Genomic DNA, 14055 nt, shown 5'->3' with positions numbered 1-14055 from the left:
AATTAATCGAGCTGTGTGCCCGCTTTATTTTCTTGTGCACGCTTAGGCGCATCTTTGCGACGCTGTTCTAGATCGGCCGCCCTTGCAGCCGCATCTTTTTGCTTCTCTTCGTAATCGCGCTGATTAGCAGATCGCTCTGCAGCTTTTTGCTCGGAAGCGCGCTCTGCAGCCCGCTTGATATCTTCCTGATCTTTAATGCTTTTACGCAAATTTCGCTGCACTTCATGAAGGGCAACCTCTTGCTCCTGAATAGGATCAATTTCTTTACGATAGGTTGCTCTAGCACTTCGCACGCAATAATCAACCCAGTAGTTTTGATAGCACTCGGATGTTGCCTTGCCCCAGCGATACTTAGCCCACTCGCGCTGCAACTCTAACTCTTGCTCAATCTTATTAAGCCTATCTAATTCAGCCTCTTCCGCAGGGGTTGCTAAAGCAACTCCGCTAACCGAGGAGATCAGCAAAAATATTCCAATGAATATTTTGGAGCGAAGAGAAAGCAACTGCCTCAAATTTCCACCTTCGCACCCAACTCCACTAAGCGGTTTGCAGGAATTTTGAAGAAGTCAGACTGTCGCCCAGCATTTTGGTACATCCAGCAAAAGAGCTTCTCGCGCCACAAGGCCATACCTGGAATTTCTGTAGAAACGATCGTGTCACGCGACAAAAAGAACGAAGTATTCATCAAATCAAATTTGAGTTCTGAGGACTTCTCAATTAACTCAATAATTTGACCCATGTCAGGAGTTTCATTAAAGCCATAAACAGCACGTACCACGTAGATTCCATTGCCAAGATCACGCAAAGTAATGCGCTCACTGTCCTTCACATATGGAACATCCCAGATGCTCACCTTCAAGAAAAATACTCTCTCGTGTAAGACGTGGTTATGTTTTAAGTTGTGCAAAAAAGAAACTGGCAAATAATCCACGTGCGCCGTTAAGAAAACAGCGGTGCCCTCTACGCGATGAGGAGGATGCATCATCAGCGAGTCAATAAAGCTCTTTAGTTCAATGCCATTGTTCATAGCATTTTGACGCAATATCTTACGACCTTGGAACCAGGTCATTAAGAACATGAAACATACAGCACCTAATAACAATGGGAACCAGCCACCTTCCATAATTTTGAGAAGATTGGCTGTCAAGAATGCAAGATCGACAATTAAGAATGCGCTAATTACCAAAGTCACCAACAGAGTATTCCAGCGCCATACAACTCGCATCACAATTGCAGCCAAGAAAGTGGTGATGATCATCGTAGTCGTAACAGCAATACCGTAAGCTGCGGCCAGATTTTCGGATTTCTTGAAGGCTACGACAACCACAATAACCAAAACCAATAAAGCCCAATTGACTAGAGGCATATAGATCTGGCCAATTTCTCTATCAGAGGTATGACGCACCTTCATGCGCGGTACAAAGCCAAGCAAAATTGCCTGACTAGTCATCGAGAATGCACCTGAAATAACAGCTTGAGAAGCAATCACTGTTGCGGCGGTAGCCAATATGACCAACGGAAAGACCAAGCCTTCAGGAACCATTAAGAAAAATGGATTTGTAATGGTCTCAGGGTTACTCAAAAACATTGCACCCTGACCAAAGTAGTTCAGTAGCAGACAAGGCATCACGATAAAGAACCAACCCATGCGAATAGGCTTAAGTCCGAAGTGGCCCATATCGGCATACAAAGCTTCTGCACCAGTCAATACCAGGAAAACTGCGCCCAAAACAATAAACCCTTGCAATGAGTGCTCAATCAGAAAGCGAATAGCAAACATTGGATTGATTGCTGCAAAAATCGCAGGGTTCTGAATGACTTGATGAACCCCCATCAGCCCAATGGCGATAAACCAGACCATCATGATTGGGCCAAAAAGCTTGCCCACTACATCAGTTCCCGTCTTCTGAATAAAGAATAGAACAACCAAAATAAAAATCGTAATCGGCATCACATAGCGAGTGAGGTCGCTTGATATCACCTCAAGTCCTTCAACTGCAGATAACACTGAAATTGCAGGGGTAATGATCGCATCACCATAGAACATGCAGGCACCAAATACACCAGCCATGATGATTAAAAGTGAACGTTTTGAATTTGCAGGGGCAGTTCTGAGAGCTAACGCCATCAATGCCAAGATTCCACCCTCGCCATGATTGTTTGCGCGCATCACAAACAAAACATATTTAAGTGAAACCACGACCGCAAATGCCCAGAACACCATGGAGATCACCCCATACACTGCATCCGTAGAAAACGGAATGCCATGCTCAGGACTAAAGCATTCTTTTAAAGCGTAAAGAGGGCTCGTGCCAATGTCGCCAAACACAACGCCGATAGCAGCAAACATCAAAGAAATAGAGGCACCCTTTTTATGAGGATGATCCTCTCGGGAAATCTCAACCGGCCTTAGTAAGGATGACTCTGAAAACTCAGGATTGCTAACTGACATTAATAAACCCTAGCGTGATGTTGCGTGGCAATATGTTACTCCTTAAAGACGGTCATTAAATCGAGAATTTCCACTCAAAAACCGCTTATTTATGCCTTATTTACAGGAATACCTCGACAGAGACCCTCAAAAAATGGTAGAATTTCAGCTTCAGACGCGGGGTGGAGCAGTCTGGCAGCTCGTCGGGCTCATAACCCGAAGGTCGTAGGTTCAAATCCTGCCCCCGCAACCAAGATTTACGTACTAAGCCCTTAATTTTTAAGGGCTTTTTGCTTTTCTGGGCATTAAAAAAGCCCGATTTCTCGGGCTCTTCAACGTCCGCAGGGCGGTTTTAGTTCAAAACTTTATAGCCGCGACCACTCAAACAGCGCTTAACCACAGCCTCTTGAGCCTGATTACCCGTAAATGCACCTCCAGCTCCACCAATGACTGCTCCAGCACCAGCCGCCTGAACAATGCCGGTTTTATTGCCGCCGGTAACCAAGCCCAGAAGTCCGCCAACAACTGCACCAGCACCGGCACCCTTAGCTGCTGTTGAACCCATTCCAGACTGATCCTTGGCGTAAGCCTGACATTCTTGAAGATCCTTCTCATATGCAGCCTCATTCACGCCCTTCATATCCACGAGGGGGCGCACATCTGCACCAGCGCAACCGACTGACAGAGCAACAACCAGCGAACATAGAGCGAGCAACCTATTCATCTAAAGAATCCTTTTCTTTCATTTCACATCTATCGATGCCATAGTCGTTTTATATCATGCCGCCAAAATTGTGTCGAAGAGTTTGAATTGTTTTTGAATAACCAAATCTGCGCCCCTGTTATTGGAGTTTGATAAAAAGGTATTTGTAACTGTTCATAACGGGCAGTGACCGTCGGGTGGGGGTGACCGTAACGATTGCGATACCCATTCTGCGCAAATGCCTGGTTAGGCTCTAATTTGTTTAACAGCTCTAGCGATGATGAGGTTTTACTTCCATGGTGGGGCGCCATAAAAACTAACTCCCTACCCCCTATTTTGCTTAATACCTCTGAGTCAAGTCGCCCAGTGATCTCAGCCTCCCCCTGCTTTTCAACATCACCAGTTAACCAAAAAGAAGCTTGCTTATTGCGGACCTCAAGCACACAGCTCATTTCATTGGGCTTGCCAGGATATTGCTCCGTAAAGAGGGTTGCTTCATGAGGGTGCCAAATCAAAAACTCTACCTCATCCCAAGTCCAGCTTTGTCCAAAGCGACATGGGATAGCCGGAACTTTTCTTGTGCGAAGATTTTGAATAAGTGGGTTGGTATCCGGTAAAGAGCCCATCATCGATCCAAAACGCACATGCTTTAGCAATGTAGCCGCACCTCCAACGTGATCGCTATCGCTATGGCTAATAACCATGCGATCAATTTGATCAATTCCTCTTCCTCTTAAGTACGGCAAGATAACTCGCTGCCCAGCGTCATCCTTCTTACCCTGAATCGGCCCGGTGTCATAAAGTAATTTTTTATTGGCAGTCTCAATCAGCACAGCAGTACCCTGCCCAACATCCAAAACGTTTGCCCTAAATTCTCCAACCTCAAGGCGGGATCCCACTAACGCAAGACTTGGCATGAGAAATAAGGGCACAGATAAACCTAAAGCCAGCATCCTTAAAAACCAAAACTTATAAAGCTCTCCGGGCCTTATTGCGTAAATAATTCCCGCACCTGAAATTACCAACATCCACCACTCGGGCTGCCTTGACCAAACTACAGCCCAACTCAGCTTCGCCATCCAATCCAAAAGAATTGCGAGATATTCCATTGATGCATGCGCTGGCACCATAAGCCATTTACCAATAAATTCAGGCAAAAGCGCACCCATTATTGCAAGCGGTGTAACGATATAACTTACCAACGGAATGGCAATCGCATTTGCGAATGGCGAAATAACGGATACCTGATAAAACCAATACAAAGTGAAAGGCAACAAAGCAATGGTGACAACTGTCTGAACTCGACACGCTTCGCGCAAAGCTTGAATGGCTTGAGTCACCCAATGAACTTCCAATTCTTTTCCTGTTGGTATACCAAGCAAGCCAGATGAATCGCCCATGGCATACAAAATTGCAGCAACTGCGCCAAACGATAACCAAAAGCCCGGTGTGTATGGCGCCATAGGATCAAGCAGCAAAACAAATGCTAAAGCCCACCACCAAATGTCAAATGATCTTGGATTTCTACCGGTCCATAAGGCGAATGCCACCACCCCAACCATATACATTGTCCTTTGTGCTGGTATTTGAAACCCTGCTAACCAAGCGTAGATAAATGCAGTGAAAAATCCTGCTGCTGCTGCCACCTTGGATACGGGAATCATGAGAGGCCAGGTACGACGACGCCAGATAAATGCAGCAAAGGAAGCGCCGACTCCAGCCAACATCGTTACATGCAGCCCCGATATAGAAATAAGATGCCCAATACCCGTTGCGTTAAAGACTTGCCAATCATCTTGATTAATAGAATTTTGATCGCCCATCACTAAAGCAACCAACACACCTGCATAGCGTGCATCATTTGGCAGCATTGATTGAATCTTTTTGCGCAAATGCCAACGAGCTAACTCCATGCGCAACTCAAAATCCGTCCATGCAATATCTTGATCTTCTAATAACTCACCGGATCGCACCGACCCATTGGCACCAAAGTCTTGATGAAACGCCCAACGCTCAAAATCAAAGGTATGGGGATTGAGAGATCCATATGGGCGCTTGAGCTTTGCTTTGAATTTCCAACGCTGTCCAGGGATTACATCCGGAATATCCTGCGGACTTCTCCAGGCAGGCTGCCAACTTAGATAGATACGTTTTGGAAACCGATCTAGAGTTTCCTTGCCGACGTTGGCGTGGTCTAAATCAAAAGCAAACTTAGCCCCTGATGAATTGCTTTGCGGTAACGCAGCAATCCTACCCTCCAAGGAAAATTCCTTGCCTTCTAATTCTTGGATCAAGACATTTTCAAGGCGACTTTCAGCATATTGGGCATTCCATAAAAATCCTAGTACAAATAAAAAACCAAGGCCTGCAAGCCTTTTAAGAAGTGTCTCTTTTTCTGAAATACACATTGCCAGAAAACAAAGAGTTCCAAATGCAATACAGCCATAAATCCAATACTTTGGTATTTGTGGAAAAAAGAGAAGGAGCGATCCCCCGGCGATGAACGCCGTAATAGCTAAGCGCAATGAACTAAGAGGCTAGGTGAAGAGAGGGTGTATCAGCACAAAGCGCGGACCAGCGAGGCAATACTTGCATCGCATTGCGCCAAGCTGCCAGAGCAAAATCAGCCTCACTCATACCGCGAATGGATGCAAGCCCTGAAGCTATACGAGGTAGAAATGCGGGCTCGTTAAATGCGATCCCCTCTTCTTTTAACCACGCGGGCGGGATATCGGGTGCATCTGTTTCTGTAACCAAACTATCTACCGGCAACTCTTTTAATAGTCGGCGGATTTGTAATGCTCGCGTATAAGTCGCAGCCCCACCAAAGCCCAACTTAAAGCCAAGCTCCATAAATTGCTCTGCCTGCTGAAAGCTGCCGTTAAATGCATGGGCAATTCCACCGGGAATATTGCGACGACGCAAAGCCTTCAATATTGCATCTTGTGAGCGACGAACATGCAAGATCACTGGCAATTGATACTTCTGCGCAAGATCTAATTGGGCATCGAAAAAGTATTCTTGTTTATGAGGATCAAGTCCTTCCACAAAGTAATCTAAGCCGATCTCACCAATACCCACAAAGCGCGGATCAGAGAGTGACACATGCACTTGCTTCTCAAGAAAATCGATATCGCCCTCTTGAGCTTGATTGGTATACAGCGGATGTATTCCCAAGGTGTAAACCAAACCGGGAATTTCCCCGCCATGCTGGTGCGCAAGCTGTCGCACATTAGGGCAATCTGCGGCCTTGACTGCCGGCAATAGAATTGCCTTCACATTTTTAGATGCTGCAGCTTTAATTATTGAAGGTAAATTTTTCGCGAACTCAGGAGCATCGAGGTGGCAGTGCGTGTCAATCCACATGGGACGCTCACTCATGCCGAAAATGTCTTTAATACTCCGCGCTCTAAATGCAAAATGCGATCGCAACGTTTAGCGCGAATAGGATCATGCGTCACGATCACAAAAGCAGTTCCTTGATCACGCGCAATATCCAACATCAAATCGAATACACCATCCGCAGTTTCAGTATCTAAATTACCGGTAGGCTCATCTGCCAATACACAAGCTGGATTACCTACCAACGCCCTCGCTACGGCAACACGTTGACGCTCGCCTCCAGAAAGTTCGCCTGGCGTATGCAACTCACGAGCCGCCAAGCCAACAGCCTTGAGCATTTTGCTTGCGAGCTCCATGGATTCATCGTTACCTTGACCGCGGATACGAAGCGGTAAGGCTACGTTTTCAACAGCACTGAATTCATCCAAGAGATGATGGAATTGATAAATAAAGCCCAGACTTTGATTGCGCAACTGATCAAGCTTCCTCACGGATAGCTGATTTAAATTGGAGCCCGCCAAAACAACAGATCCCGCACTCGGAGTATCCAATCCACCCAGCAGGTGCAGCAAAGTGCTTTTGCCTGAACCAGAAGAACCGACAATCGCTACCTTCTCCGAAGGGGCAACATCCAAATCAATCGCCTTAAGAACCTCGACAGCGGTAGTCCCTTGACCGTAAGTCTTGGCCAAGCCTCTTGCCATCAACACCAGTTTGTTCTCTGCATTACTCATATCGCAGCGCCTCCGCTGGTTGCACCTTGGCAGCGCGACGACTTGGGTACAGAGTAGCAAGTACTGAAAGACCGAAAGCCATTAACCCTACAGTCACAACATCACTCAATCTAACGTCCGATGGCAACTCGCTAATGAAATATACCTCGCGCGGCAAGAAGCGCACACGGAAGATCGCTTCAATGGCAGGAACAATTACATCGATATTCAGTGCGATGAGCAAGCCAAGCCCAACCCCGGCCAAAGACCCAAGAATGCCAATTGCCAACCCTTGAACTAAAAAGATTCTTTGAATCAATCCTGGGCTTGCGCCCATAGTTCTGAGAATAGCAATATCAGCCTGCTTCTCATTGACAGTCATTACCAATGTAGAAACGAGATTAAATGCCGCCACCGCAATAATTAAGGTCAAGATGATGAACATCATCTTCTTCTCGGTTTGAACCGCAGCAAACCAATTGCGATTTGAACGAGACCAATCTGTCACCCATAAGGCTTGCGGCACGATAGCAGCCAATTCATTTGCAACTTCGGGGGCGCGCTGCATATCATCTACTTTGACGCGTAAGCCAGAAGGATCGCGCAAGCGCAATAAGGCGGCAGCGTCTTTCCAATGCATGATTGCTAGAGAGCTGTCATATTCATAATGGCCGCTATCAACAATGCCTACCACCTGGAGTGTGCGCATACGCGGCATAGCACCAGCCGGAGTTAAATCACTTTCGGGGACGATTAAATTAATGCGATCGCCAACATGCGCGCCAACTATTGCTGCAAGTTGCGCGCCCAACGCCACGCCAAAACTACCCGGCTTGAGATCGTCAATATTTCCAGCAACAAATTGTTTTGGTAATTCAGAAACCTTGCCCTCTTCAGCTGGAGATATCCCACGAATGGCTACGCCGCGCATCATACTTTCACGAGTGAGTAATCCTTGAGAACTAACCATGGGGGCCACACCAACTACATGGGGTTGAGCAGCGACCTTTAGAGCAAGAGGCTCCCAATCAGACAAACCATCAGGAGAAGTAATTTCTACATGCGAGAGCACGGACAGCATGCGATCGCGCACTTCTTTCTGAAAACCATTCATGACAGAAAGGACCACAATTAGCGAGGCGACGCCCAAAGCAATGCCGGCGGTAGAGATTCCGGAGATAAAGGATAGAAAGCCATCACGCTTGCCCACCGTCTTGCGACGCTTGGATCGGGTATAGCGCAGGCCAATTTCTAGCTCAATAGGAAGTCTCAACATAGCCACAGTTTAGACAATTGCAGAGGCAAACTGATGGAATACTCAAATGCCACCTAAAATCAGGGGAATGACTCGCAATTCCCACTCCCAGCAAAGCAGCCTCCGGCGCTTTACCCTGATGCTTTCAGGGGAGGATGCCTTGGATGATCAAGTTAATAACTCCCGCCCCATCCAAGGGCTGCCGCATGAGCGCTTCTTGCTGGGCAATAAAGTGCCTTTGGCTCCGGTACTGCTTTTGGGGCAATCTGAGCAAGTCGTCAACCCAACCGAGGTTATTGCCTGCTTACAGCCAGTTCATTTCCATGCTACGAGAGACCATCTTATTCTGATGGGTCAAAACCAGATTGATCTCACAGCAGATGAATCTACCCGATTACTTAAAGCGGCATTACCTTTTATTGAAGAAGACTTTCAAAGCACCGTTCTTTTCCAAAATACGCATTACTGGTTTATTCCTGCAGGACCATTTTCTGAACTAGCGACTTATAGCGTTGATCAAGCACATGGTCGCAACATTGATTGGTGGATGCCACGCGATACAAATGAAGATGGCGTAGCAAAACGCTGGCGGAAGCTTCAAAATGAAATTCAGATGTTGTGGCATATCGGCCCAGTAAACGAGGAACGGGAACAACGTGGTATGCCTAGCATTAACTCCATCTGGATTAATGGCATCGGCAAACTGGCTGACGTACAGGCACCTGCTGCGTTAAAAAATTCGCAACGCCTAATTGGTCAACATCCTTTGTTGTCTGGCCTGGCAAGACTTCTAGATCTTCCATTAAAAAGTGATTTTGACTCTGCGCTGTTAGCAGATACTTTTGCTTGGCTAAATCAACCAGAGTTAGCATGGCCGCAATTAAGCAAAGCGCTACAAGAAAAGCAACTTGATGAATTATTGATCATTGACTTTCCGCATGGAAATACTCGTGAACGCATCTTTACTGCTAAGGATATCAATAAAAAATCTTGGGCTTTCTGGAAAAAATCAGAGCCACTCACTTGGAAGAAGATTACTCAATCATGAGCCTCTTTTCTCAACGTCCGTTCTCAGAGCGCACTGCTACTTGGTTAGCGCAGAGTGGATTACACCCCCTACTGGCCAGGCTATATGCAGCGCGTGGTCTGCAATCTCCAGAAGAGCTTTCCTTGGACCTAAAGCAACTACTGTCACCAGTTGAGCTTAAAAATTGCATAGGTACTGCAACTCTTCTTGCAGACATCCTAGAAAAAAAAGATCCTATGCTCATCGTTGCCGACTATGACTGCGATGGTGCCACCGCTTGCGCAGTCGGCGTGCGCGGTTTACGCATGCTGGGCGGCCCAGAGACTCCCATTCAGTTTCTAGTGCCAAACCGCTTCACCATGGGCTACGGCCTCACACCAGAGGTGGTTGAGTTAGCTGCACAACAAAATCCTAAACCCAAATATCTAATCACAGTAGATAACGGTATTGCTAGTGAAGCAGGCGTTGATCGAGCACGTGAACTTGGCATGGAAGTAATTGTGACCGACCACCATCTTCCTGGTGACAATCTTCCAAAAGCACTCGCCATCGTGAATCCTAATCAACCGGGATGCACTTTTCCAAGCAAAGCGCTTGCCGGTGTTGGTGTCATGTTCTATTTGCTAGTTGCGCTACGCGCTGAACTTCGAAAGCGCGGTAAATTTACCAATGAGACGCAACCCAAAGTAGAAAACCTTTTAGATCTTGTTGCTCTAGGAACAGTTGCAGACGTTGCGCAACTTGATCGCAATAATCGCGTGCTGGTTTCCAATGGTTTGAAACGCATCCGCGCAGGAATTTCACAACCAGGCATTCAAGCACTGTTTCAAGCTGCAACTAGAGATCCTCGCAAAGCCAATACATTTGATCTGGGTTTTGCCATCGGCCCTAGACTCAATGCCGCCGGGCGCCTTGCGGATATGACACTTGGCATTCGCTTACTACTCACCGATAACGCTGATGAGGCTATGACACTGGCGCATGAACTGGATCGCATTAATCGCGAAAGACGTGTCATTGAAACCGGCATGCAAGAAACAGCCCTCTCTCATCTCGCCGAAGATCAACTTGCTGGAACAATGGCTGAGCGAACTAGCATTTGCTTATGGAATCCAGAATGGCATCAAGGTGTAGTTGGAATTGTGGCTTCACGCTTGAAGGAACGTTTTAATCGACCAGCCTTAGTGTTTGCCCCCGCCGATGGCAGTACTGGTGAAGAATTGCGCGGATCAGGCCGCTCAATCGCAGGCTTTCACTTAAGGGATGCCTTGGACCTAGTCTCGAAACGTGAGCCTGGTCTCATTTTGAAATTTGGTGGCCATGCGATGGCTGCAGGTTTAACGATTCGGAAAAGTGATTTTGAAAAGTTTGACACCTGCTTTCAGAAGGTTGCCTCCGAATTGCTCACTGAAGAATTGTTAGAGCGTCGCCATGCACATGATGGGATTTTGGAGTCTTCAGACTTTACCCCTGAAATTGGCGACCTTCTCGCCGAAGAAATCTGGGGCCAAGGCTTCCCCCAGCCGGTTTTTTATGGGGAATTTGAAATTGCTCAACAAAGCCTTATGAAAGAAAAGCACTTACGCCTAATGGTTCATCCCATCGGCACAGCTGGAGCCAAGTCAGCTGGTAAGCCACTCACAGCGGTTTGGTTTAACCGCACCCAAAGCCTGCCAGCCAAAGCCAAATTAGCTTATCGCCTAGTAACCGACCGCTACCAAGGCCAAGCCCGTGTGCAGTTGATGATTGAAGCCCATGACGAGGGTCCTAGCAACTGAGCAGCACCTAAGGGTTCGGGACAATAACCCCCTTATAATTAGGGGATGGAAGCTGAACAACTAAACATTATTTCGAATACCTTGTCCGATCTGCTCACACGTGAGCAAGCTCTTCGGGGGTATCTTTGACTTCGACGTAAAGTCGCGTCGCCTTACCGAAGTTAACTCTATTCTGGAAGATCCCACTATTTGGGATGACCAAAAGAAAGCGCAAGCGCTGGGCAAAGAAAAGAAATTGCTCGATGGCGTAGTAGCCACGCTTACCGATCTCAATACCAACATTACTAGCGCTCTTGAGCTGTTTGACATGGCCAAGGAAGAAAGTGATTTCGAAACGATTGCTGCTATTGAGCAAGATGTGGAGAGTTACAGCAAAACTATTGGTGACTTAGAATTCCGCCGCATGTTCCATAACGAGATGGATTCATGTAATTGCTTTATCGATATTCAAGCTGGTGCAGGCGGCACTGAAGCCTGTGATTGGGCCAGCATGCTCTATCGCCAATATCTTAAGTATTGCGAACGCAAAGGCTATAAAACTGAAATCCTCGAGGAATCTGACGGTGATGTTGCTGGCATTAAGAGTGCAACTATCAAAGTTGATGGTGAATATGCATACGGTCACCTCCGCTCTGAGACTGGTGTACACCGCTTAGTACGCAAATCCCCTTTTGATTCTTCAAATGGTCGTCACACATCATTTGCCTCTATCTATGTGTACCCAGAGATTGATGACTCTATTGAAATTGAGGTTAATCCTGCTGATATTCGTACCGACACCTATCGCGCCTCTGGTGCGGGTGGTCAGCACATTAATAAAACCGACTCGGCTGTCCGTTTAACCCATATCCCAACTGGGATTGTGGTGCAGTGTCAGAATGACCGAAGCCAGCACCGCAACCGCGCTGAAGCCATGACTATGTTGAAGTCACGCCTTTATGAGCACGAGATGCAAAAGCGTCGTGCCGAACAAGACAAATTAGAAGCTAGCAAAACAGATGTGGGCTGGGGTCACCAGATCCGCTCATATGTTTTAGATCAAAGCCGCATTAAAGATTTACGTACTAACGTTGAGATCTCCAATACTCAAAAAGTGTTGGACGGTGATCTTGATGCCTTTATTGAAGCAAGCCTGAAGCAAGGCGTGTAATAACCTCACACCCATTACTGCACTACGATAGATATGAACGATAAAACCAATTTAGACACTGCGCCAGCTACTGAAGTAGTTGATGAAAATCACATCATTGCTGAGCGCCGTGAAAAACTCGCTAAGTTACGCGCTGGTGGCGTTGCATTCCCAAATGATTTTGTTCCAACACATTTAGCGGCAGATTTACATGCACACTATGACAGCCTATCGAAAGAAGAGTTGGCTGCAAAGAAGGTTCACGTCAAAGTGGCCGGACGTATGGTGCTCAAGCGCGTAATGGGTAAAGCCAGCTTTGCAACTATTCAAGACCGTAGCGGGCAGATTCAGTTCTACATCAATGATGAACTCAGCGGTGCCGATGTTCATGGCGCCTTCAAGCACTGGGATATGGGCGACTTTATCTCTGCCGAAGGCAATCTTTTTAAGACCAATAAAGGCGAGTTATCAGTTGAGTGCAGTAACTTACGCTTACTCAGCAAGTCACTGCGCCCTTTGCCAGATAAGTTCCACGGCCTCTCAGATCTAGAGACTAAATATCGTCAGCGTTACGTGGATTTGATTGTGAATCCAGAAAGTCGCAATACTTTCAAAGCACGTAGCAATGCGATTGCTTCATTGCGTCGTCATATGTTGGACGCTGACTTCATGGAAGTCGAAACACCGATGCTCCACCCGATTCCTGGTGGCGCAACTGCTAAGCCATTCATTACCCACCACAACGCACTCGACATGCAAATGTTCCTGCGTATTGCACCTGAGCTTTACCTCAAGCGTTTGGTGGTCGGCGGCTTTGAACGCGTCTTTGAAATCAATCGCAACTTCCGCAACGAAGGTGTAAGCCCACGTCACAACCCAGAATTCACGATGATGGAATTCTATGCAGCGTATACAGATTACCGTTGGCTAATGGATTTCACAGAAGGCTTGATTCGCGCTGCGGCAATCGATGCACAAGGCACTGCGGTATTGACTCACCAAGGTCGTGAACTTGATTTGAGCAAGCCATTCCAACGCTTGACCATTACTGAAGCTATCCTCAAGTACTGCGGTCAGTCAGGCAAGAGCTATGAAGCGGCCCAGCTTGATGACATCAACTTCATTCGTGCTGAATTGAAAAAGGGTGGCGAGAATCCAGATGCCCCTACCCTCAAGAATGCCGGCATTGGTGCACTCCAATTAGCTCTTTTTGAATTGGTTGCTGAAGAGCATCTTTGGGAGCCTACATACATCATTGATTACCCAATCGAAGTAAGCCCACTTGCTAGAGAATCTGACACACGCCCAGGAATTACTGAGCGTTTCGAACTCTTTATCACTGGCCGCGAAATTGCCAACGGCTTCTCTGAGTTAAATGATGCTGAAGATCAAGCCAATCGCTTCCGCAAGCAAGTGGAGCAAAAAGAAGCTGGTGACGAAGAAGCCATGTACTTTGACCATGACTTTATCCGCGCCCTTGAATACGGCATGCCCCCAACCGGCGGTTGCGGCATCGGCATCGATCGTCTTGTGATGTTGCTGACTGATGCGCCAAACATTCGCGACGTTATTCTGTTCCCACACTTACGTCGCGAAGAAGAATAAGGCGAATAGCATCTTCAGCAATTAAAGACTAAATAAAAGGCACCCTAGGGTGCCTTTTATTTAGTAGAGATC

At 47.0% G+C, this 14055-nt stretch carries 11 protein-coding genes and 1 tRNA gene; 5 read left to right on the top strand and 7 right to left on the bottom strand.

Annotation, left to right across the window (positions count from 1 at the left end):
- Positions 1–2: 2 nt before the first annotated feature.
- Both C2745_RS02610 and C2745_RS02605 read right to left on the bottom strand, forming a co-directional pair.
- On the bottom strand, positions 3–464 hold the full coding sequence (locus C2745_RS02610; protein WP_251368363.1) for a hypothetical protein: 462 nt from the start codon (positions 462–464) through the stop codon (positions 3–5).
- 44 nt (positions 465–508) lie between these two features.
- On the bottom strand, positions 509–2452 hold the full coding sequence (locus tag C2745_RS02605; RefSeq protein ID WP_215384836.1) for a potassium transporter Kup: 1944 nt from the start codon (positions 2450–2452) through the stop codon (positions 509–511).
- Between the two features lie 155 nt (positions 2453–2607).
- Here C2745_RS02605 and C2745_RS02600 point away from each other — a divergent pair.
- Positions 2608–2684: transfer RNA gene (locus tag C2745_RS02600), tRNA-Met, on the top strand.
- A 99-nt stretch (positions 2685–2783) separates the two neighbouring features.
- On the opposite strand, the gene C2745_RS02595 is transcribed toward C2745_RS02600, so the two are convergent.
- The 5 genes from C2745_RS02595 to C2745_RS02575 form a co-directional block, all read right to left on the bottom strand.
- Positions 2784–3155 (bottom strand): glycine zipper family protein, encoded by a 372-nt coding sequence (locus C2745_RS02595; RefSeq protein ID WP_215384835.1) that lies wholly within the window; start codon positions 3153–3155, stop codon positions 2784–2786.
- Positions 3156–3184: 29 nt separating this feature from the next.
- Positions 3185–5542: a DNA internalization-related competence protein ComEC/Rec2 gene (locus tag C2745_RS02590; protein WP_251368359.1), complete on the bottom strand. Its 2358-nt coding sequence runs from the start codon at positions 5540–5542 to the stop codon at positions 3185–3187.
- A gap of 121 nt (positions 5543–5663) precedes the next feature.
- The gene (locus C2745_RS02585; protein ID WP_215385583.1) at positions 5664–6500 is read right to left on the bottom strand and encodes a TatD family hydrolase; all 837 of its coding nucleotides are present in this window, start codon (positions 6498–6500) and stop codon (positions 5664–5666) included.
- 11 nt (positions 6501–6511) lie between these two features.
- A complete protein-coding gene (locus C2745_RS02580) occupies positions 6512–7210 on the bottom strand; it encodes an ABC transporter ATP-binding protein (RefSeq protein WP_215384833.1) in 699 nt (232 codons plus the stop codon).
- A complete protein-coding gene (locus C2745_RS02575; RefSeq protein ID WP_251368358.1) occupies positions 7203–8465 on the bottom strand; it encodes a lipoprotein-releasing ABC transporter permease subunit in 1263 nt (420 codons plus the stop codon). The genes C2745_RS02580 and C2745_RS02575 overlap by 8 nt, the downstream gene beginning before the upstream one ends.
- A 67-nt stretch (positions 8466–8532) precedes the next feature.
- Here C2745_RS02575 and C2745_RS02570 point away from each other — a divergent pair, with 67 nt between their 5' ends.
- From C2745_RS02570 to lysS, 4 genes are all read left to right on the top strand, one after another.
- The gene (locus C2745_RS02570; RefSeq protein WP_251368357.1) at positions 8533–9492 is read left to right on the top strand and encodes a hypothetical protein; all 960 of its coding nucleotides are present in this window, start codon (positions 8533–8535) and stop codon (positions 9490–9492) included.
- Positions 9489–11249: a single-stranded-DNA-specific exonuclease RecJ gene (gene recJ, locus C2745_RS02565; protein WP_215384829.1), complete on the top strand. Its 1761-nt coding sequence runs from the start codon at positions 9489–9491 to the stop codon at positions 11247–11249. The genes C2745_RS02570 and recJ overlap by 4 nt, the downstream gene beginning before the upstream one ends.
- 45 nt (positions 11250–11294) lie before the next feature.
- Positions 11295–12399 (top strand): peptide chain release factor 2 gene (gene prfB, locus C2745_RS02560; RefSeq protein ID WP_172457115.1). Its coding sequence is split into 2 segments (ribosomal slippage): positions 11295–11366 and positions 11368–12399, totalling 1104 coding nucleotides; the frame shifts between segments, so codons are not numbered across the junction.
- Between the two features lie 33 nt (positions 12400–12432).
- On the top strand, positions 12433–13983 hold the full coding sequence (gene lysS, locus C2745_RS02555; RefSeq protein ID WP_215384828.1) for a lysine--tRNA ligase: 1551 nt from the start codon (positions 12433–12435) through the stop codon (positions 13981–13983).
- Positions 13984–14055 lie beyond the last annotated feature (72 nt).

It is taken from the genome of Polynucleobacter sp. AP-Kolm-20A-A1 (genome assembly GCF_018688315.1).
Lineage (GTDB): Bacteria > Pseudomonadota > Gammaproteobacteria > Burkholderiales > Burkholderiaceae > Polynucleobacter.
The sequence above is the reverse complement of the archived record's forward strand: the minus strand, read 5'-3'. Positions and strand labels throughout refer to the sequence as shown.